This window comes from Phytoamicus setariae (genome assembly GCF_016722925.1).
GTDB lineage: Bacteria > Pseudomonadota > Alphaproteobacteria > Rhizobiales > Rhizobiaceae > Rhizobium_E > Rhizobium_E setariae.
The window spans coordinates 1-20030 of sequence record NZ_JAEQNC010000004.1 but is presented as its reverse complement, the minus strand read 5'-3'; the positions used below and the strand labels follow the sequence as shown (position 1 = coordinate 20030).

At 59.1% G+C, this 20030-nt stretch carries 17 protein-coding genes; 12 read left to right on the top strand and 5 right to left on the bottom strand.

What is annotated here, in order from left to right; all coding sequences use genetic code 11:
- Window positions 1-123: 123 nt before the first annotated feature.
- Window positions 124-960 carry a LytTR family transcriptional regulator DNA-binding domain-containing protein gene (locus JJB09_RS07795; RefSeq protein ID WP_201655681.1) on the bottom strand — a complete coding sequence of 279 codons (837 nt, stop codon included), beginning with the start codon at window positions 958-960 and terminating at the stop codon, window positions 124-126.
- Window positions 961-1008: 48 nt separating this feature from the next.
- On the opposite strand from JJB09_RS07795, the gene JJB09_RS07790 reads away from it, so the two are divergent.
- From JJB09_RS07790 to JJB09_RS07775, 4 genes are all read left to right on the top strand, one after another.
- A complete protein-coding gene (locus JJB09_RS07790; protein ID WP_425523694.1) occupies window positions 1009-1575 on the top strand; it encodes a DUF2306 domain-containing protein in 567 nt (188 codons plus the stop codon).
- Window positions 1576-1639: 64 nt separating this feature from the next.
- A complete protein-coding gene (gene ypfJ / locus JJB09_RS07785) occupies window positions 1640-2560 on the top strand; it encodes a KPN_02809 family neutral zinc metallopeptidase (RefSeq protein ID WP_201655678.1) in 921 nt (306 codons plus the stop codon).
- Between the two features lie 149 nt (window positions 2561-2709).
- On the top strand, window positions 2710-3963 hold the full coding sequence (locus JJB09_RS07780; protein WP_201655675.1) for a TCR/Tet family MFS transporter: 1254 nt from the start codon (window positions 2710-2712) through the stop codon (window positions 3961-3963).
- A gap of 95 nt (window positions 3964-4058) precedes the next feature.
- On the top strand, window positions 4059-5453 hold the full coding sequence (locus JJB09_RS07775; protein WP_201655672.1) for an MATE family efflux transporter: 1395 nt from the start codon (window positions 4059-4061) through the stop codon (window positions 5451-5453).
- Between the two features lie 72 nt (window positions 5454-5525).
- Here JJB09_RS07775 and carA read toward each other — a convergent pair whose 3' ends face one another.
- Window positions 5526-6728 carry a glutamine-hydrolyzing carbamoyl-phosphate synthase small subunit gene (gene carA, locus JJB09_RS07770; RefSeq protein WP_201655669.1) on the bottom strand — a complete coding sequence of 401 codons (1203 nt, stop codon included), beginning with the start codon at window positions 6726-6728 and terminating at the stop codon, window positions 5526-5528.
- A 250-nt stretch (window positions 6729-6978) separates the two neighbouring features.
- Here carA and JJB09_RS07765 point away from each other — a divergent pair, with 250 nt between their 5' ends.
- Both JJB09_RS07765 and dnaG read left to right on the top strand, forming a co-directional pair.
- Window positions 6979-7428: a GatB/YqeY domain-containing protein gene (locus JJB09_RS07765; protein ID WP_201655666.1), complete on the top strand. Its 450-nt coding sequence runs from the start codon at window positions 6979-6981 to the stop codon at window positions 7426-7428.
- Between the two features lie 104 nt (window positions 7429-7532).
- Window positions 7533-9515 (top strand): DNA primase, encoded by a 1983-nt coding sequence (gene dnaG / locus JJB09_RS07760; RefSeq protein WP_201655663.1) that lies wholly within the window; start codon window positions 7533-7535, stop codon window positions 9513-9515.
- A 43-nt stretch (window positions 9516-9558) separates the two neighbouring features.
- Here dnaG and JJB09_RS07755 read toward each other — a convergent pair whose 3' ends face one another.
- Both JJB09_RS07755 and JJB09_RS07750 read right to left on the bottom strand, forming a co-directional pair.
- A complete protein-coding gene (locus JJB09_RS07755) occupies window positions 9559-9936 on the bottom strand; it encodes a DUF6481 family protein (protein ID WP_201655660.1) in 378 nt (125 codons plus the stop codon).
- A gap of 445 nt (window positions 9937-10381) precedes the next feature.
- Window positions 10382-10591, bottom strand: coding sequence for a cold-shock protein (locus JJB09_RS07750; protein ID WP_201656769.1), 210 nt, complete (start codon window positions 10589-10591; stop codon window positions 10382-10384).
- A 333-nt stretch (window positions 10592-10924) separates the two neighbouring features.
- On the opposite strand from JJB09_RS07750, the gene JJB09_RS07745 reads away from it, so the two are divergent.
- The 5 genes from JJB09_RS07745 to JJB09_RS07725 all read left to right on the top strand — a co-directional run bounded on the left by JJB09_RS07745 (window position 10925) and on the right by JJB09_RS07725 (window position 16514).
- A complete protein-coding gene (locus JJB09_RS07745; protein WP_201655657.1) occupies window positions 10925-12298 on the top strand; it encodes an FAD-dependent oxidoreductase in 1374 nt (457 codons plus the stop codon).
- A 36-nt stretch (window positions 12299-12334) separates the two neighbouring features.
- Window positions 12335-13573: an NAD(P)/FAD-dependent oxidoreductase gene (locus JJB09_RS07740; protein ID WP_201655655.1), complete on the top strand. Its 1239-nt coding sequence runs from the start codon at window positions 12335-12337 to the stop codon at window positions 13571-13573.
- Between the two features lie 107 nt (window positions 13574-13680).
- The gene (locus tag JJB09_RS07735) at window positions 13681-14868 is read left to right on the top strand and encodes a glycine C-acetyltransferase (RefSeq protein WP_201655652.1); all 1188 of its coding nucleotides are present in this window, start codon (window positions 13681-13683) and stop codon (window positions 14866-14868) included.
- A 183-nt stretch (window positions 14869-15051) separates the two neighbouring features.
- Window positions 15052-16089 (top strand): L-threonine 3-dehydrogenase, encoded by a 1038-nt coding sequence (gene tdh, locus JJB09_RS07730; RefSeq protein WP_201655649.1) that lies wholly within the window; start codon window positions 15052-15054, stop codon window positions 16087-16089.
- A 77-nt stretch (window positions 16090-16166) separates the two neighbouring features.
- Window positions 16167-16514, top strand: a complete 348-nt coding sequence (locus tag JJB09_RS07725; protein WP_201655646.1) for a GFA family protein — start codon at window positions 16167-16169, stop codon at window positions 16512-16514.
- A 3-nt stretch (window positions 16515-16517) separates the two neighbouring features.
- Here the strand turns inward: JJB09_RS07725 and JJB09_RS07720 are convergent, their stop codons facing one another.
- Window positions 16518-17243, bottom strand: a complete 726-nt coding sequence (locus JJB09_RS07720) for a calcium-binding protein (RefSeq protein WP_246748620.1) — start codon at window positions 17241-17243, stop codon at window positions 16518-16520.
- A 548-nt stretch (window positions 17244-17791) separates the two neighbouring features.
- On the opposite strand from JJB09_RS07720, the gene rpoD reads away from it, so the two are divergent.
- Window positions 17792-19852 carry an RNA polymerase sigma factor RpoD gene (gene rpoD, locus JJB09_RS07715; RefSeq protein ID WP_201655640.1) on the top strand — a complete coding sequence of 687 codons (2061 nt, stop codon included), beginning with the start codon at window positions 17792-17794 and terminating at the stop codon, window positions 19850-19852.
- The last annotated feature ends 178 nt before the right edge of the window (window positions 19853-20030 follow it).

The following is a 20030-nucleotide window of genomic DNA, read 5'->3' as shown; positions in this document are numbered from 1 at the left end:
AAAATCCGTAGGATATTCCTGATGATGGCTTCAATTTTAAGGAAATTACGCAGGTTCTGTTAATTTAACGTATATTTAGATTTGTTGAATATTTCCCGTCGCGGTTGTGGTGTTTTGCTGTTCTTACGATTGCGATTGGAAAAGTGCGCGAACCTGGGCGATGTAGGGTCTGCTGACCGGGATTTCCGCGCCGTCCGCCAACACAAGGGTCGTCTTGCCGCCGGTGCGATTGACGCCAGTGACGAAATCCCGCGCGACCCAATGCGAACGGTGGACTTGAAGCCCGTCGACGTTGCCGGTTTCACGAATAGCATCGGCAAACCGAAGCAAAACGAGCTCGCGCCCACGCCTAGTTTTGACATGTGTGTAGTGGTCTTCGACTGACATGAAGCACAAAGCGCCGCGGTTTTCCGGCTTCAGCCGCGCCATGAGTGGGCAGCCGAGTAGGGCGGGTTCCGGGGATGCCGAGGTCGTTGGTGTAAAAGGGATCGCTGCCGGATCAGCATCGGACTGTATCGTAGGATCCCCGTTCGAGGACATGGCAAGATAGGATATGACACAGAAGATGGCGCAGAGAGGCAGGGTGGCCAGCATCTCGCCAAACAGTGTCGTTCCGGTCGGGATATGCCCGAACCACAGGTAGCGGATGGTCTGGATGATCGCGCCGATGGGGACAGCCGCGACCAGCGATCCAATCATCATGCGCCAGAACATTGATGCAATGACCCCTTCAAGCAGGATGTTGCCGAATACGGCTGATATCAACGCTGTCATCCAGGCTGCTGCGTGCAGGATGAACCAAAAGGCAAGGCGTTGAAGGAAAGGCAATGTCTCCAGTGTACCAAATGGGCCGATGACCGCAAATAGCGCTACCACAGCGCCAAAAATCAGCCAGAGGTTCCTTGACCCAGGCAGAGCCCTCAGTTCACGAAGCGCGGAATGCAGTATGCTGTCCTTCACGAAGTTTCCTTACCCTGTCGCGAAATGCCTTTGGTACTAACTGAACAAATGGACGAGACGACATTCATGTTCAACCCATCCGAGGCATTCAGCATGAATCTCGAACCGCTTTTGCAAGCACCCATAGCCGTGCAATTCCACGTTGGCGCCGTGGTTCCGGCAGCCATGATCGGGCCATGGCTCTTCTGCGCACCTAAGGGAACACCCATGCACCGGATTACGGGCAAGGTCTGGCTGGGCCTGATGGTCGTTGTGGCGCTGTCGTCCTTTTTCATTCACGAGAGCAACCTGTTCATGGGCTTCGGCCCCATTCATCTGATCTCGATCTACGTGCTCGCCGGTGCCTGGATGGCTTACCGGCATGCGCGCGCTCGCCGAATAGCACAGCACAAACGACACGTTATCGGGCTCTATCTGGGAGGAATTGTCGGCGCGGGGCTCTTCACCCTGCTTCCAGGGCGCATCATGCACGATGTGGTCTTCATGCAAGCGCAGGAGCCTTCTGACGTCGGCCCACTGATGCTTTTTCTAGCCGTCCTGGCTGTTTGTGCGCTTCTGATGTTGGCCCTGGTGCTGATATCGCGCGCAGGGCGCGTAAAGTCAGGAACGCATTGAAAGATCAACCGTTATCTGCATACTGTTATTCATAGCTTGCCTTGCAGTTGACGGGAGCGAAATCATGGATTGGAAAGGTCGCCGGCAGTCCGGCAATGTTCAGGATGAACGCGGAACCGGTCCGACGCAATCGCCGGGCGATCCTTTCGGTCGGCGCGGCGGTCTTAACATCCCTATCGGTTCGGGACGGGGCGGCGGCCTAGGCTCGATCGTACTGATCGTCATCGTCTTCGGAGTGCTCTATTTCATGGGCGTTGACGTCACCCAGATGTTGGGCAGCGGCGATCAAGTCCAGAATCCGGGATTTGATCAGAGCGAGACGGTTCGGAACGACAAGCCGGCTACCAATGACGAGATGAAGGCCTTCGTCTCCACCGTTCTGGCGGAAACCGAGGACATGTGGAACGGCATTTTTGCTGCAGCAGGACGGAAATACGTCGAGCCGAAGCTTGTGATGTTCTCGGGCTCGTTCCCATCGGCCTGCGGGATGGCAAGTGCTGCCACCGGTCCATTCTATTGTCCGACGGACCAGAAGGTCTATCTGGACACCGCGTTTTTCCGCGAAATGGAACGGCGGTTCGGCGCATCGGGCGATTTCGCGCAAGCCTATGTCATCTCGCATGAAGTCGGCCACCATGTGCAGAATCTGATTGGCGTGCTGCCGAAGTTCAACCGCGCACGCCAGTCGATGGGCGAAGGCGAGGCCAATGCCATGTCGGTACGGGTCGAATTGCAGGCAGATTGCTTTGCCGGCATATGGGCTAAGTTCACCGACCAGAAGGGCATACTTGAACGTGGCGACCTCGAGGAGGCGCTGAATGCCGCCCACCAGATCGGCGACGACAATCTTCAGAAGCAATCCCAGGGCTATGTCGTGCCCGACAGCTTTACGCACGGCACATCAGCGCAACGGGCGAAATGGTTCCGCATTGGCTTCGATACCGGCAAGATGGCAGCCTGCGATACGTTCAACAACTCGATCTGAGGACGCAGGAGTCGCCTGCAAGTCACATCGCAGAAAAATCGTCAGGTTGCAGAATTGGCGCGCTTGAAAGGCGCGCCAAGATTCGCTAGTGCCTTCTTGTTCTATTTATGTTCCGTGCGACATCTGGCGGACAAGCAGAGTTTGCAATCATGATTGATGAAAAACGCGCCCGCCGCGGGCTGGCGTTGGTATTTGTTATTTTGCTTATGGATATGATGGGGATCGCTTTGATTATGCCTGTCATGCCCGCCTATCTCAAGGAACTGACCGGCGCCGATGTAAGTCATGCGGCGATGGAAGGTGGCTGGCTTTTTCTTGCCTATGCCGCCATGCAGTTCTTTTTCGGCACCTTCATCGGTAACCTGAGTGACCGATTCGGCCGGCGTCCCGTTCTGTTGTTCTCGGTGCTGACGTTTGCGATCGACAACCTCATCTGCGCGCTGGCCGGCAGCTACTGGGTGCTGTTCGTCGGCCGTGTTCTGGCCGGCATCAGCGGTGCGAGCTATGCGACGGCTTCGGCCTATGTCGCCGATATCAGTACTGATGAGAATCGAGCGAAGAACTTCGGTCTGGTCGGCATTTCTTTCGGCGTCGGCTTCACGCTCGGGCCTGTGATCGGCGGTTTTCTCGGAGAATTCGGGCCACGCGTGCCGTTCTACGCAGCTGCGCTGATCGCCTTCCTCAACTTCGTCATCGCGCTGTTCCTGCTTCCGGAAACGTTGGACGAGCAGCACCGTCGCAAGTTTGAATGGAAGCGCGCCAACCCACTTGGGGCCATCCGCCAGCTAAGGAATTACAAGGGCATTGGCTGGGTCGCATCGGTGATGTTCCTGTTCTGGCTTGCCCACGTGGTGTATCCCGTGGCCTGGCCCTTCGTTGCTGATTACCGATATGGCTGGTCGCAAGGAATGATCGGCCTGTCGCTCGGCCTGTTCGGCGTGATGAGTGCAGTTGTCATGGGATTGATCCTGCCGCAACTCGTCAAACGCTATGGCGAATGGCGCACCGCGGTCATCGGCCTGGTTTTTTGCGTGCTCGCATTCCTTGGCTATGCGTTTGCTACCGAGGGATGGATGGTGTTCGTTGTCATCGCGTTATGCTGCATTGAGGGGGTCACCGATCCGGCGCTGCGGTCGATATCGGCGGCGGGCGTGCCGCCGTCGGCACAGGGCGAATTGCAGGGTGCATTCACCAGCCTTTCGAGCGTCACCTCGATCATCGGGCCGTTGTTTTTTACGTCACTGTTTACCGGGTTTTCCGGGCCTGCGGCGCCGATAGAATTTCCCGGCATGCCGTATTTCGCCGCGGCGTTGATGACGGTGCTGGGGCTTGCGGTGTTCGTCTGGAGGGTGCCGAACAAGGTGCTCAACGGGTTGGCGCAGAAGGCCCATCAAATACATTGATGGGTTCCATGAAAAATTCCCGAGGGTGAGCTCGACTGCTGGTTTTCGCCTGAATTTTCCTCTATCAGCGGTTCCTTCGAGGAAAGTTTGAGCAAATGACCACTTTAACGGCGAGCAATGAAACGGCAATAGTCGACAACAGCTGGAAGGGACACTTCCTGGCCACTCTGGCGTTGTCGATCCCGCTGATCGGCGCGCAATTGGCACAACTCGGCATCCACGTCACCGACGTCTTCATCGTCGGCAGGCTCGGTACGGCCGAACTTGCGGCGATGGTGCTGGCGGGCCAGTATTTCTTCACGCTGTTCATTTTCGGCTCGGGATTTGCCACTGCGGTCGTGCCGCTTGCCGCCTATGCCTATGCGCAGGGCGATACGATGATGGTGCGCCGTTCGGTTCGCATGGGCCTGTGGGTGATCATCGGCTTCGGCTTTGTGACCGCGCCACCCATCTGGTTTGCGGAGAACGTCCTGCTGTTTGCCGGCCAGGATCCACACGTCGCCAAGCTTGCTGGCGACTATCTACAGATTGCCGGCTGGGGAATGATCCCCGCTCTTGCCTTCATGGTGCTGAGGTCGTTTCTCAGCGCGGTCGGGCATGCCCGTATTATTCTCTATGTCACGTTGGTCGTGCTCGTTTTCAACGCATTCTGCGCCTATGTGCTGGTGCTTGGTCATTTCGGCATGCCAGCGCTCGGCATGAAGGGAGCCGCGATTGTCGCGCTTTGTGCAAACGTGCTTAGCGTGCTGCTGACGCTTGTCTACATCCAGAAACACCGCGAGCTTCGAAGCTATGAGGTCTTCGTGCGTTTCTGGCGGTCCGACATGCATGTGCTGTGGGAAGTGTTTCGCCTCGGCCTGCCGATCTGCTTGACCATTCTTGCCGAAGTCAGCCTGTTCACCGTTGCGTCATTGCTGATGGGTTGGATCGGTACGGTCGAGCTGGCTGCGCACGGGATTGCGCTACAATGGGCATCCGTGGCGTTCATGATCCCGCTGGGGCTAGCTCAGGCGGTCACTGTGCGCGTGGGGTTGGCCGCGGGGGCTGCCGACCACAAGGCGTTGGTGCGGGCGTCCTGGGTGGCCGTGCTGATCGCAGCCGGCTGTTCGATGATCGGCAGCGTGCTCTTCGCACTGTATCCGGTGCAACTCGCCTCAGTTTATCTCGATACGGCCAAGCCGGATTCGGCGGCAGTCCTGGCCTATGCCAGCGGGCTGGTGGTGATTGCCGGGATTTTCCAGCTGGTCGATGGTCTTCAGGCCGTGGCGGCTGGGCTGTTGCGCGGCGTCAAGGATACGACCGTGCCGATGATACTGGCGCTGATCTCCTATTGGCCGGTCGGCTTTTTGCTGGCCTACGTGTTGGCATTTCCGTTCGGCATGGGCGGCATCGGAATCTGGATCGGATTCGTGTTTGGCCTGATTGCCGCGTCCGTGCTGCTGCTGGGGCGTTATGTCATTCTGGTCAGGCGACAGGGGCGGGCAACTTGATCCGGAAATATGCATCGCGCACGAAAAAGGCGGCCTGGAGCCGCCTTTTTGATATCTGCAAGATCGGGCGGTTCAGCGCTCGGCCAGCGCCGGCTCGCCCTTGCGTTCCTTGATCAGGTTGAGGAACCGGCGGAAGAGATAGTGACTATCCTGCGGGCCCGGCGAGGCTTCCGGATGGTGCTGGACGGAGAACACCGGCTTGCCAACCAGGCGCAGGCCACAGTTGGATCCATCGAACAACGAAACGTGAGTTTCTTCAACGCCTTCCGGCAGCGACTTCGAGTCAACTGCAAAGCCATGGTTCATCGACACGATCTCGACCTTGCCGGTGGTGTGATCCTTGACCGGATGATTGGCGCCATGGTGGCCCTGATGCATCTTTTCGGTCTTGGCGCCGAGCGCCAGGCCGAGCATCTGGTGGCCGAGGCAGATGCCGAAGATCGGCAGGTCGGTGCCGATCAGTGCCTTGATTGCCGGCACGGCATAGATGCCGGTCGCTGCCGGATCGCCGGGGCCGTTGGACAGGAAGACCCCATCCGGCTTCTGGGCAAGCACTTCTTCCGCCGAGGTGTTCGCCGGCATCACTGTCACCTTGCAGTCAAGGCCGGCAAACAGGCGCAGGATGTTGCGCTTGACGCCGAAATCGAGGCAGACGACGTGATATTTGACATCGGCGGCTTCAAGGTTGGAGTAGCCTTCGTTCCAGACCCACGGCTTTTCCGTCCATTGCGAGGACTGTCCCGAGGACGCAACCTTGGCCAGATCCAGATTGAGCAGGCCGCTCCAGGCTTTTGCTTCGGCCTTCAGCGTTTCGATGTCGAACACGCCATGCGGATCGTGGGCGATGACAGCGTTCGGTGCGCCGTTCTCGCGGATCCATGCGGTGAGCGCGCGCGTGTCGATGCCGCACATGCCGATAATGCCGCGCGCCTTCAGCCACGTATCGAGATGCTTCAGGGCTCTGTAGTTGGATGGGTCGGTGATATCTGCCTTGAAGATCACGCCGACTGCGCCGTGGCGGGCGGCGGGCGTCAGGTCTTCGATATCTTCCTCGTTGGTGCCGATGTTGCCGATATGCGGGAAGGTGAAGGTGACGATTTGTCCGAGATAGGAGGGATCCGTCAGGATCTCTTCGTAGCCGGTAAGCGCAGTGTTGAAGCAGACTTCCGCCTGGGTTCGGCCGGTTGCACCAATTCCCTTGCCTTCGATGACTGTGCCATCGGCAAGAACGAGAAGGGCGGTCGGTTTTTCGGTGGTCCAGGCTTGGGTGCTCATATCGCTCCGTTCCGGCAGTGTCTGTCTGCCACATGCTCGCAGGAAAAGGCGCACGGAGTGTGTCCGTGTTCGCAAGCCTTTATCCCCTTTTTGCAATTTTGCGGAAAATAGTGGCGGTTTGTCTCGCGGTCAATGCGCGCGAGACTTTTCCCGCCAATAAAATATGAATAGATTCCAGTTGCTTGTGGAATTGATTGCTTTTTTTGCGCCGTCTCGGCATAAGCGCCGGATAGTTTTGGAGAATCCTGCCATGCGCGAAAAACTGATGAATGCCTTGAAAGAGGCCATGAAATCCAAGGAACAGCGGAAAATCACCACGATCCGCATGGTGCAGGCGGCCATCAAGGATCTCGAGATCGCCAACCGCACGAAGCCCGATGCGACGACCTCCGACGGCGATATCGCCTCGCTGCTTTCGAAGCTCGTCAAGCAGCGCGAGGAGTCGGCCAAGATGTATGACGAGGGCGGTCGGCCCGAGCTTGCAGCGCAGGAACGCGAAGAGATTGCCATCATCTCCGAATTCATGCCCAAGCAGCTTTCCGAAGCCGAAGTCACCGAAATCATCAAGGGCATCATCGCCGAGATTGGTGCCTCAGGCATCAAGGACATGGGCAAGTGCATGGCGCTGCTCAAGGAACGCTATCCGGGCCAGCTCGATTTCGGCAAGGCGTCGGGCCAGATCAAGGCGCTGCTCAGCTAATATCGTTAAAACATCGGCATCGGCTGCGGCTGACGCCGCAGCAGTTGCCGATTGGCACATTCGTCCCAAAGTGCTTATATCGGTCCCCAACAGGACCAGACTCCATGCGTTTTTCACCCAGTTTCCTTGACGAACTGCGCGATCGCGTCACGATTTCTGACGTGATCGGTCGGCGCGTGACCTGGGATCGCAAGAAGACCAATCCCGGGCGCGGTGACTATTGGGCTTGCTGCCCCTTTCACGGCGAAAAATCTCCGAGCTTTCACTGCGAGGATCGCAAGGGCCGCTATCATTGTTTCGGCTGTGGCGTCTCGGGGGATCATTTCCGCTTCCTGATGGAACTGGATGGCATGGCCTTCAACGAGGCCGTCCAGCAGGTGGCCGATATGGCGGGCGTTGCCTTGCCGCAACCAGACCCGGAAAGCGAGCGTCGCGAACGTGAGCGCCACAATCTCTCCGACGTGATGGAGCTTGCGACGCAGTTCTTTCAGGACCAGCTGCAATCGGCAGCGGGTGCGAGGGCGCGCGCCTATCTGCGTGACCGTGGCCTGACGGGCCGCACGATCGAGACGTTCCGGCTCGGATATTCGCTCGACAGTCGAAATGCGCTCAAGGAGTTCTTGTCCTCCAAGGGCATAAGCCGCGAGCAGATCGAGGCGTGTGGGCTTGTCGTGCACGGCCCGGATATTCCGGTTTCTTATGACCGGTTTCGCGATCGCATCATGTTTCCCATCCTGTCGTCGCGCGAAAAGGTCATCGCCTTCGGCGGGCGGGCGATGTCGCCGGATGCGCCGGCCAAATATCTCAACTCGAACGAGACCGAACTCTTTTCCAAGGGGCAGGTGCTGTTCAACTTCTCCCGCGCGCGCAAAACGCTGCAGGGAAACGATGGCACCGTCATTGCGGTCGAAGGCTACATGGACGTCATCGCGCTGCACCAGGCGGGTGTGGAAAATGCCGTTGCACCTCTCGGGACGGCACTGACTGAGAACCAGCTGGCGCTGCTGTGGAAGATGACGACGGTACCCGTGCTTTGCTTCGATGGCGATGGGGCTGGCATGCGCGCGGCTTCGCGCGCCGTCGATCTGGCGCTGCCGCTGATCAAGCCAGGCTATTCCTTGAAAATAGCGCTGTTGCCCGATGGAAAGGATCCGGACGATCTGGTCAAGATCGATGGCCGGGCGCCTTTCGATCGTGTGATCGCCGAAGCCCGGGCCATGGCCGATATGGTCTGGTTGCGCGAAACCTCCGGGGGCGAATACGAGACCCCGGAAAAACGCGCCGAACTCGAAGCCAGGCTGAAGAACGTGACGCAGGTGATCGCCGATGAAAGCGTGCGCCGCCACTACCAGCAGGAGATGCGCGACAGGCTCTATGCTTTCTTTCAGTCACGCAACCAGCAGAACCAAACGAACCCGCAGAACCGGCAGAAGTTCCAGGAGCGGGGTGGGCAGGGGCGTGGCAAAAACCAGCCCCAGAACTCGAACTCAAGGCTGGCGCCGATATCCGACAGGCTAGCCAAATCCGGTCTTGTCAGCGGTTACCGCTCGTTGCCATCGCTGCGGGAAGCCGTGCTTGCGCTCACCATCGTCAACCATCCGGCATTGTTCTTCGACGAGTATGACGAGATTTCCCAGATCGAGTATGCAAACCGTGACATGCAACGATTCTGGCAGGCGGTGCTGCAGGTGGCTGCAGCCAGTGGTCCGGGGCTGACGCGGGAGGAGCTGATCACTGCTCTTGAAGTACAAGGTTTCGATACGCTGCTCGGTAACCTCGATCGGCAGATCAGGTTCGCGCGCCTGTGGACTGCGACCGAGAGCGCGGCCATCGAGGACGCGCGCGAGGGTTATCGCCAGGCGCTGGCGCTCCAGACGAGGGCGCGCGCGCTTATCCGCCATCGACGCGAACTGGAGCGGGAACTTGCCGATGCGACCGAACGGGGCGACGAGGCGGAGGTCGAACAGTTGATGCTGGCGCTCAACGAGAACCAGCTCGAAGCGGTGCGGCTCGAAAGCCAGGAAGCGCTGATCGATGGCTTCGGCGTGATGTCCGGCAAGGTCAAGGGGCCTGCGGGAGGGCACTAAGCCCTCTTGTGCCCTACGGGCGCATTGGAGCGCCCATGTTTAATCAGGCCTTGCGGGCTTTGCGCTGTGCGTAGCGCCGATCACGTTCCGCCTTGCGGGCGGCTTCGTCCTCGATCACGCGCGCGATCCGGCTGTTTTCCGCTGCAGCGCGAGCTTCTGCCTCGGCGCGAGCTTCCGCTTCTTCCAATGCAAGACGCGCAGCCTGCTCTTCGAGGATGCGGTTTTTTTCCTCTGTCTTGAGGCGCTCGCGCTCGGCGCGACGCTCTTCCCTGGCGGCGGCGATGGCTGCACGCTCGGCCAGCTTCGCTGCGAGGTTGGGTGCTGCCGCGTTCTGTGCGGAGCGATAGTTCTCAAGCAGTGCCTTCTTGGCATCCGCAGCGACCTGGCGGCGGTCGGCGAGTTCGTTGTTTCTTTTTTTCAAGTTTCAGTCCTGATTGAAAATCGAGCAACCCGGAGCGAGGTTCAATCGCTGCAATCTGTCTTTATTGCGGTCACTTGATTGGTGGGTCGGGTGGCCGTTGATCTATCGCGACTTGAGGACGCGCTTTTTAGGTTTCAACGGAATTCCTGCGGCAAGTTCGCTTGCCTCTTTTGCCATGCGCAGTTCGCGCAAACGCATTGTCTTTTCGTCTCGGGCTTGCACAATCGCGTCGCTTTCGGAAATCGCCCGGTTGCGAGCAATGAATTGCGACTGTGTCTTTCCGAACGCAGTCTCGGCCCGTTCTCGGGCTTTGCTGGGAGTTTCGGTCAAAGTGGTATCCTGGTGGAAATTAAAAAAAGCCAGGCAAACCTGCCTGACTTTCGATCGGAATTAGCCGCTGCGCGATGCCAGTACATCCGTGGTCATCGGCATGGCCAAGTCCTGATTAGGCAGCCTGGAGCTTACAAGCGGACATCTTGCCCGACTTGCTGTCGCGTTCCAGTTCGTAGGAAAGCTTCTGGCCTTCTACGATTTCGCGCATGCCAGCGCGCTCGACTGCGGAGATGTGAACGAATGCGTCCTCACCACCATTGTCAGGCTGAATGAAGCCGAAGCCTTTAGTGGAATTAAACCATTTAACTGTGCCGGTGGCCATGATGAACCCTTCCATAACAAATTGAAATTCCGACGCGCGAATGCGCGGCGAACGGTGCGGTGCGATTTTTGAAGGAAGGTTCGTCGAGGGCACGTTGCTAGGGTGCGATAACAAAAGCTCAGCAAGCAAATATCGATAAGCCATAAGTAGTCGGTTCTGGATGATAAGTCAACTTATGGTTTTCGATTGCGGCCACCTGCCTGAAAACATGGAGAGATTTGTCGTTTTCAAACTGCGTTTGTGCGAATTCGACCCGGCCTGTCGCGCTTGACATCCCACTCCGGCTTGCATCCCGTTAGTTTGACAACAACGATACATATAGCGAGAGCCACAATGACGACCGAGCATGATTTCATCACCGAACCCGCCCGTCAGGTCGAGGTCATTCACCGGACGGACGTGCTGGTCGTGGGATCGGGCCCGGGCGGTCTGGCCGCCGCACTGGCTGCCGCGCGCGCCGGCGTCGAGGTTACGCTAGTCGAGCGCTTCGGCTGCTTTGGCGGCAACATCACCACGGTCGGGGTCGAGGGGTTTGCCTGGTACCGTCATGAGAAGACAGTGGAGGCCAACGGCATAGGCCGCGAGTTTGAGGAGCGGGCGAAGGACATGGGCGCTGCCGTGCCCGAAAGCCAGTCTCTTTCCTACGAGCTTGATTCGGAAGGCTTCAAACTGGTCGCCGACCGGCTGGTCGAGGAAGCCGGCATTCACCCGATGCTGCACCGCCAGTTCGTCGCGCCGATCATGGAGGGCGATACGATCGTCGGCATCATCGTCGAATCAAAGGCGGGCCGTGAGGCAATTCTTGCCAAACGCGTGATCGATGCCACTGGAGATGCGGATGTCGCGCACCGCGCCGGCGCAGCTACGGTCAAGACACCCCTTGAGCATATGCAGGCTGCCTCGGTTATGTTTCATCTTGCCGGAGTCGACAAGCGCGCCTTCATGGAGGGCATCAAGCGCGATCCGCAGACCTATAGCGACTGGTCGACGGGCGAGTGGCAGATCGAGACGTCTGGCAAGGAGGACAAGATGTTCTCGCCGTTCCTCGCCAAACCGTTCGCCCAGGCGATCAAGGACGGGATCATCCCCAAGCATCTGAACACGATTGCCGGGACTTGGGGCGCAGCCCACGATACGGGCGAACTCACCTATATGAACCTCGTGCACCTGGCAGGCTGCGACGGCACTGACCCCGACAGCATGACGACCTTCGAGATCGAAGGCCGCAAGCAGGCGATGCTGGCGATCGAGGCGCTACGCCGCTATACGCCAGGCTGCGAAGGTGCGCGGTTGCGCAACTTCGGCATGACCATCGGCATCCGCGACACCCGCAAGATCGATGCCGTCTACAACATCACCGAAAGCGACGTGCGCAACGAAGGCCGGTTCGAGGATACGATCGGCATCTACCCGGAATTCATCGACGGTTACGGTATCCTGATCTTGCCGACCACCGGCCGCTATATGCACATCCCCTATCGTTCGATGCTGCCCAAGGGTGTGCGGAACCTGTTGGTGGCCGGGCGCGCCATCGGCGGCGACCGGGTTTCGCACGCGGCGACGCGCAACATGGCCTGCTGCGCAGTGGCCGGGCAGGGCGCAGGGGTGGCCGCAGCTCTATCTGTCAAGAGCGGATGTGAATTCGATCGTGTCGATATAGCGTCGGTGCAGTCCGAGCTTGAGCGGCAGGGCGTTCGCATCTACTGATCCTCCCACAGGCATTGTTGCGTCGGGAGCGTGGGAATGAAGAGTGCGATCGTTTTGGGTGCCGGCATGGTGGGAGTATCATCAGCGCTTGCCTTGCAGGATCGCGGCTGGTCGGTAACCCTGATCGATCGAAAGCAGCCTGGGCTGGAAACGAGCTACGGCAACGCCGGCATCATCCAGTCCGAAGTTGTCGAGCCCTATGCCATGCCCCGTTCCATACGGGAACTGGCCGACATCGTGCTGGGACGCACCAACGACGTCCACTACAGCTTTCGCGAGTTGCCGGCCCATCTCGGTTCGCTGGCGCGCTACTGGTGGCATTCGCAATCCAGACGCCACCAGGCAATTTCCCTGACATGGGCCGGCCTGATCGCCCATGCGGCCTCCGGGCACGAGGATCTCATCAAGCGCGCGAATGCCGGAAACCTGATCCGGCGTTCGGGCTATCGCGTGCTTTACCGCAGCAAACCGGCCTTGGAGGAAGCAATCACCCATGCCGAGCAGCTCGCAAGCGCCCATGCGCTCGATTTTAGGACATTGACGCCCGATGAGGTTGCCGCAGCCGAACCAGCGCTGATCCTCGGGGGCGTGGGCGCCATTCACTGGCTCGGTCCTTGGTCTTCAAGCGACCCCGGCAAGCTGGCTTCGTCCTATGCCGACCTTTTTGTGGGGGCAGGCGGGACTTTCGTGCATGGAAAGGCCGAAACGCTGAAGCGAAACGCTTCGGGCCGGGGCTGGGTGGTGCAGACCGAGAGCGGGCCGATCGAGGCGGAAAACGTCGTCGTGGCGCTCGGCCCGTGGTCGCCAACGCTGCTCAGGCTGTTTGGCCACAGGTTTTCGATGGTGCGCAAGCGCGGCTATCATGCCCATTACAGTTCGCCCGAGCCGCTTCGGGTGCCGATGATGGATGTTGCCAACGGTTATGTGATGGCGCCGATGGCGCTGGGGACACGCGTCACCACCGGCGCACATCTCGCCCGGCCCGACACATCGGCCGATCCCGTCCAGCTTGCGCGCGCGGAAATCTCGGCTCGTCAATTGATGGCGCTCGGCGAGCGGGTCGAAGAGCAGCCCTGGATGGGCACGCGCCCCTGCATGCCGGACATGTTGCCGGTAATCGGGCAATCGCAGCGCCAAGCCGGTCTCTGGATGAATTTCGGCCACGGCCATCAGGGCCTTACGCTCGGACCGGTGACCGGTGAATTGCTGGCATCTGTCATGTCGGGGCAGTCGACTGTCGTCGATTCCGGACCCTTCCGGCCCGGGCGCTATTGAGCAAGTTCGCCTATCCTCCCAACGCCACCTTTTCGCCGCGAGACCGGGCGCATTTGCTGATCGTTTCTGTTATATCTGTCACAGATCAATCGAGGTGGGGCATCAGCATGACGGCAGCATTTCTCGATCACTTGCGCGGCGAACTCGACGGGCTGAAATCCGCGGGTCTATATAAATCCGAACGGGTGATAACCTCCAAGCAGGCGGGCACAATCGAGGTCGCATCCGGCGCCAGGGTGCTGAATTTCTGCGCCAACAACTATCTCGGGCTCGCTGACAACGCCGAACTCGCCGAAGCCGGCAAGCAGGCGCTCGACCGCTATGGCTATGGCATGGCGTCGGTGCGCTTCATCTGCGGGACGCAGGAAGAGCACAAGCAATTAGAGGGGCGGATCTCGTCCTTCCTCGGTATGGAGGACACGATCCTCTATTCCTCGTGCTTCGATGCCAATGGCGGCCTGTTCGAGACACTGCTGCGCGAGGACGATGCGATCATCTCCGATGCGCTCAACCATGCCTCGATCATCGACGGCGTCCGGCTGTCGAAGGCGAAGCGCTTCCGCTACGCCAACAACGACATGGCGGCACTGGAAGAGGAGCTAAAGAAGGCCGAGGGCAGCCGCTTCAAGCTGATCGCCACCGACGGCGTGTTCTCCATGGACGGCATCATCGCCAATCTCGGCGGCGTCTGCGATCTGGCGGAAAAATACGGCGCGATGGTGATGGTCGACGACAGCCATGCGGTCGGCTTTGTCGGCAAGCATGGTCGGGGTTCGGCCGAGCATTGCGGCGTCGAGGGCCGTGTCGATATCATCACTGGCACGCTCGGCAAGGCGCTGGGCGGGGCATCGGGCGGCTATACGTCGGCGAAGGCCGAAGTGGTGGAATGGCTGCGGCAGCGATCGCGGCCCTATCTGTTCTCCAACACGCTGGCGCCGGTGATCGCGGCGGCATCGCTGAGGGTGTTCGACCTGATCGATGATGGAGATGCGCTGCGCGAACGGCTCTATGCCAACGCCGCGCTGTTCCGCTCCGAGATGACCAGGCTCGGCTTTACGCTTGCCGGCGAGGGTCATCCGATCATTCCTGTGATGCTGGGCGATGCGACGCTGGCGCAGGCGATGGCGGCGCGGATGCTGGAGAAGGGCGTGTATGTCGTCGGCTTTTCCTTTCCCGTCGTGCCGAAAGGGCAGGCGCGGATCCGGACTCAGATGTCGGCGGCGCATTCGCGTGCCGATGTCGAAAAGGTGATTGAGGTGTTTGCCGAGGTTGGTCGGGAATTGGGTGTGATTTGAGATTTCCCCTTCTCCCCAGCGGGGAGAAGATGTCCGAAGGACAGATGAGGGGGCGACGCCAAGCCCTCTTGACGTTGATCTAGGGCACAGCCTTCCCCCTCATCCGGCCCTATGGGCCACCTTCTCCCCGATGGGGAGAAGAGGGAATGGAGATGCCGGCGCTAGCCTGAGAGGAATGCCGAAATGTCGAACATGATGCGTGCGTTGGTGAAGGCAAAGACCGAGGTCGGGCTGTGGATGGAGCATGTGCCGGTGCCCGAACCCGGCCCCAACGACGTGCTGATCCGGGTGAAGAAGTCGGCCATCTGCGGCACCGATGTGCATATCTGGAACTGGGATCAATGGGCGCAGAAGACTATTCCGGTACCGATGGTCGTGGGACATGAATTCGTCGGCGAGATCGCCGAAATCGGTTCATCGGTGACCAAGTACAAGGTCGGCGAACGGGTGTCCGGCGAGGGCCATATCGTCTGCGGCAAATGCCGCAATTGCCGGGCGGGCAGGGGCCATCTCTGCCACTATACCAAGGGTGTGGGCGTCAACCGTCCGGGTTCGTTCGGCGAGTATGTCTGCATTCCCGAGCACAATGTCGTGGCGATTCCCGAGGATGTGCCCGACGAAGTGGCGGCGATTTTCGACCCGTTCGGCAATGCCGTGCACACCGCGCTGTCGTTCGATCTGGTCGGAGAGGATGTGCTGGTCACCGGCGCGGGGCCTATCGGCATCATGGGGGCAATGGTCGCTAAACGTGCCGGTGCCCGTAAGGTTGTCATCACCGACATCAACCCGATCCGGCTCGAACTCGCCCGCCGATGCGGTATCGATCACGTCGTGGACGCATCCAAGGAGAAGCTCGAAGACGTCATGGCCGCCATCGGCATGAAGGAAGGTTTTGATGTCGGACTTGAAATGTCCGGCGCCCCGCCCGCCTTCCGGTCGATGATCGATACGATGAACAATGGCGGCAAGATCGCCATCCTCGGCATCGCGCCAGAAGGCTTCGGCATCGACTGGAACAAGGTGATCTTCAAGATGCTGACGCTCAAGGGCATCTATGGACGAGAAATGTTCGAGACCTGGTACAAGATGATCGCCTTCGTCCAGGGTGGGCTCGACCTCAGCCAGGTCATCACCCATCGGATCGGCATCGATGACTTCCGCGACGGTTTCGAAGCCATGCGATCTGGCAACTCCGGCAAGGTGGTCATGGACTGGCACTGACAGACCCGAAGGCAATAACTGGTTGACACCCTCGTTCTTCACCCTTAGAACATAACGAGAACAAGCGGGAGTGAACCATGCTGTATCAGGGAAGCTGCCATTGCGGCGCCATCGCATTCGAAGTGGAGGGCACGTTCACTCAGGCCATCGACTGCAACTGTTCGCTCTGCAGACGCAGGGGCGGGCTACTGGCCTTTGTGCCGGCGGGAAATCTGAGGCTGAGGACACCTGTGGAGCGGCTTTCGACCTACCGTTTTAACAAGCAGGTCATCCAGCATCATTTCTGCTCGACTTGCGGCACCGCGCCGTTCAGCGAAGGCGAGGGAAAGGACGGCGAGAAATCGGCGATGATCAACCTGCGTTGCATACCTGAGTTCGATCTGGACAGTGTCGAGGTGGTAAAGTTCAACGGCATCAGCCATTGACGGTCAAAGCCAGATCGTATCCCCGCTCGTGAAGTCCATGAACTCGCCATCCTCGATTTCGGTGAGATCGTATTCCTTCAAGCCGCCCTTGCCATTGGAGACCTCCAATTGCTCGACCTGGTACTTGGCTTCGGCGAAGAAATAGGAAAGCGTCGTTTCCTGTTTGAAGCCCTCGACGCGGATCACCAGGTCCAGCCCGGACTGCATGAACTCCAATTGGCCGAGTTCGAAGCCCTTGAAAACGATCTCGTCCAATCCGCCGACATCGGAAATCCAGGCCGAGCTCGGGCGCAAGTCATTGAAGGCAATTTCGTATCGCTCGGCACCGCTCTTGTCCGTGATTTTCGGGGCGTCGGCCATGACGGAATAGTAGTCGTTGCCGTTGCCGCCATTCAACGTGTCGTTGCCGGTATTGGCAAACAGACGATCGTTTCCTTCGCCGCCCTTGATGGTGTCGTTTCCTGCGTCGCCTACGAGGATGTCGTTGCCGTCTCCACCATCCAGCAGATCCTTGCCGGCGCCGCCAAACAGGAAATCGTCGCCCGCATTGCCGAACAACGTGTCGCTGCCGCCGTCGCCGTAGAGCCAGTCTATCCCGTCGTCGCCCCAGATCCGGTCACTGCCGCCCAATCCTTTTATGGTGTCGTTGCCCTCGAGGCCATGGATCAAGTCCGCCGCTTTGGTTCCTGTGAGGCCGTCATGGCCAGTGGTGCCTTTTGTCGTCTTCATGGTGATCCCGTGCAGTTGGGAGAAGGGGCTTTGCCGCCCGCGGCGATCACAAGAATCAGGGGATTTCGCATCGCTTACCATTTTCATGGAGACGCATTGAGCTGTCGTCAACTTATGTCTTGATTTCAGCTAGTTAAGCCGGATTCTAGCGCAAGCTTCGCGCAAGGGCTGATTCTCGACCCTTGTCTTTCGGCAGATCGTCCCTACATAGGGTGAAATGAGTGAAAATGGGGTCTGCAAGCGCTGCGCTGCAGGCTTTTTGCGCTTTTTTGAGCTTATAAGCTTGACGGGACATAAAATTGCGGGAATCACCATCTCAGGCAAATTAGTGAGTAGAAATTCAACAGGAAGCACGAGATCGGGCCGAGACTGTCCCGGGGGCACGCAAGTGCAGTTTGCGAGCGGCAAACACCCCGAGATTAATCCGGCCTTAATCCGTCTTCCTGTTACTTCGTTGTAGCTGATTCGCTGCCGGCATCCCGCCCGGCGCGAGCAATCGAGTAGCTTCGAAGTTTGTAAGAAACCGGCGTCAGAGAAAGTCACAGACTATGGCAACAAAAGTCAAAGAAAACGAAGAAGCGGAATCGGAACGCGAAAGCGCACCGGATGGTCCTCTTCTCGACCTTTCCGATGACGCGGTCAAGAAAATGATCAAGACCGCGAAGAAGCGCGGTTATGTGACCATGGACGAACTGAACGCCGTGCTGCCTTCGGAGGAAGTCACGTCCGAGCAGATCGAAGACACGATGGCGATGTTGTCCGACATGGGCATCAATGTCGTCGAAGACGAAGACGTGGAAGAAGCTGCTCCGGAAGAGGACAGCGGTGACAGCGACGGCGACGGTGACAGCGAGGGTGGCGAAATCGCTCCCACCTCGGGCACGGCACTTGCCACCGCCAAGAAAAAAGAACCGACCGATCGCACCGATGACCCAGTGCGCATGTACCTCCGCGAAATGGGTTCGGTCGAGCTTTTGTCGCGCGAAGGCGAAATTGCCATCGCCAAGCGTATCGAGGCCGGCCGCGAAACGATGATCCAGGGGCTCTGTGAGAGCCCGCTGACGTTCCAGGCGCTGATCATCTGGCGTGACGAGCTCAACGAAGGCACGACGCTGCTGCGCGAGATCATCGATCTCGAAACCACTTATTCCGGCCCGGAAGCCAAGGCGGCGCCGCAGTTCCAGAGCCCGGAAAAGATCGAAGCCGACCGCAAGGCGGCAGAGGAAAAGGAAAAGGTTCGCCGCGCCCGCTTCGGCGGCGGCGAGGACGACGACATCACCAATGTCGGCGGCGAGAGCATGAATCCGGAGGAAGAGGAAGAGGACGAAGACGAGTCCAATCTTTCGCTGGCCGCGATGGAAGCCGAGCTGCGCCCGCAGGTCATGGAAACCCTCGACCAGATCGCTGAGACCTACAAGAAGCTGCGCAAGCTTCAGGACCAGCAGGTGGAAGCGCGTCTCGCAGCCTCCGCCACGCTGTCACCGGCCCAGGAGCGCCGCTACAAGGAACTCAAGGACGAGCTGATCAAGGCGGTCAAGTCGCTGTCGCTCAACCAGAACCGTATCGACAGCCTCGTTGAGCAACTCTACGAGATCAACAAGCGCCTGGTGCAGAACGAAGGCAAGCTGCTGCGTCTGGCCGAGTCGTTCGGTGTGGCGCGCGAAGACTTCCTCAACCAGTATATGGGCGCCGAACTCGATCCGAACTGGATGAAGTCGATCGGCAACCTAGCCGCGCGCGGCTGGAAGGATTTTTCCAGGAGCGAGAACCAGACGATCAAGGATCTTCGCCAGGAAATCCAGAACCTCGCCACTGAAACCGGCATCTCGATCTCGGAATTCCGCCGGATCGTGCAGATGGTGCAGAAGGGCGAGCGCGAAGCGCGTATCGCCAAGAAGGAAATGGTCGAGGCCAACCTGCGTCTCGTCATCTCCATCGCCAAGAAATACACCAACCGCGGCCTGCAGTTCCTCGATCTGATCCAGGAAGGCAATATCGGCCTGATGAAGGCGGTCGACAAGTTCGAATACCGCCGTGGCTACAAGTTCTCGACCTATGCGACATGGTGGATCCGTCAGGCGATTACCCGTTCGATTGCCGACCAGGCCCGCACCATCCGTATTCCGGTGCACATGATCGAGACGATCAACAAGATCGTCCGCACGTCGCGCCAGATGCTGCACGAAATCGGCCGTGAGCCGACGCCGGAAGAACTGGCCGAAAAGCTCGCCATGCCGCTGGAAAAGGTCCGCAAGGTCCTGAAGATCGCCAAGGAGCCGATCTCGCTCGAAACCCCGGTCGGTGACGAAGAAGATTCTCACCTCGGCGATTTCATCGAGGACAAGAACGCGCTGCTGCCGATCGACGCCGCCATCCAGGCAAACCTGCGCGAAACGACGACCCGCGTGCTGGCTTCGCTGACGCCCCGCGAAGAGCGCGTGCTGCGCATGCGCTTCGGAATCGGTATGAACACCGACCACACGCTGGAAGAAGTTGGACAACAGTTCTCGGTGACCCGTGAACGTATCCGCCAGATCGAGGCCAAAGCACTGCGCAAGCTCAAGCATCCGAGCCGGTCGCGCAAGCTCCGGAGCTTCCTCGACAGCTGATCGTTCTGCATTGAACGACGAATATGAAAGGCGGCCCGCAAGGGTCGCCTTTTTCTTATGAAGTAAGTAAACCTCCACCTACGGTGGAGGACTGGACGTGTTCTACATCGTAGTTGAGAGACCTCCGTGCTTGGACCGCTATTTTATGCGCGACACAGAACGGAGGTTCTATGGACGA

Bases quoted from the DNA above. Each gene is read 5' to 3' on its own strand.
- JJB09_RS07790 (WP_425523694.1), top strand. From the start codon at position 1,009: ATGGACGAGACGACATTCATGTTCAACCCATCCGAGGCATTCAGCATG.
- ypfJ (WP_201655678.1), top strand. From the start codon at position 1,640: ATGGATTGGAAAGGTCGCCGGCAGTCCGGCAATGTTCAGGATGAACGC.
- JJB09_RS07780 (WP_201655675.1), top strand. From the start codon at position 2,710: ATGATTGATGAAAAACGCGCCCGCCGCGGGCTGGCGTTGGTATTTGTT.
- JJB09_RS07775 (WP_201655672.1), top strand. From the start codon at position 4,059: ATGACCACTTTAACGGCGAGCAATGAAACGGCAATAGTCGACAACAGC.
- carA (WP_201655669.1), bottom strand. From the start codon at position 6,728: ATGAGCACCCAAGCCTGGACCACCGAAAAACCGACCGCCCTTCTCGTT.
- JJB09_RS07765 (WP_201655666.1), top strand. From the start codon at position 6,979: ATGCGCGAAAAACTGATGAATGCCTTGAAAGAGGCCATGAAATCCAAG.
- dnaG (WP_201655663.1), top strand. From the start codon at position 7,533: ATGCGTTTTTCACCCAGTTTCCTTGACGAACTGCGCGATCGCGTCACG.
- JJB09_RS07750 (WP_201656769.1), bottom strand. From the start codon at position 10,591: ATGGCCACCGGCACAGTTAAATGGTTTAATTCCACTAAAGGCTTCGGC.
- JJB09_RS07745 (WP_201655657.1), top strand. From the start codon at position 10,925: ATGACGACCGAGCATGATTTCATCACCGAACCCGCCCGTCAGGTCGAG.
- JJB09_RS07740 (WP_201655655.1), top strand. From the start codon at position 12,335: ATGAAGAGTGCGATCGTTTTGGGTGCCGGCATGGTGGGAGTATCATCA.
- JJB09_RS07735 (WP_201655652.1), top strand. From the start codon at position 13,681: ATGACGGCAGCATTTCTCGATCACTTGCGCGGCGAACTCGACGGGCTG.
- tdh (WP_201655649.1), top strand. From the start codon at position 15,052: ATGTCGAACATGATGCGTGCGTTGGTGAAGGCAAAGACCGAGGTCGGG.
- JJB09_RS07725 (WP_201655646.1), top strand. From the start codon at position 16,167: ATGCTGTATCAGGGAAGCTGCCATTGCGGCGCCATCGCATTCGAAGTG.
- JJB09_RS07720 (WP_246748620.1), bottom strand. From the start codon at position 17,243: ATGAAGACGACAAAAGGCACCACTGGCCATGACGGCCTCACAGGAACC.
- rpoD (WP_201655640.1), top strand. From the start codon at position 17,792: ATGGCAACAAAAGTCAAAGAAAACGAAGAAGCGGAATCGGAACGCGAA.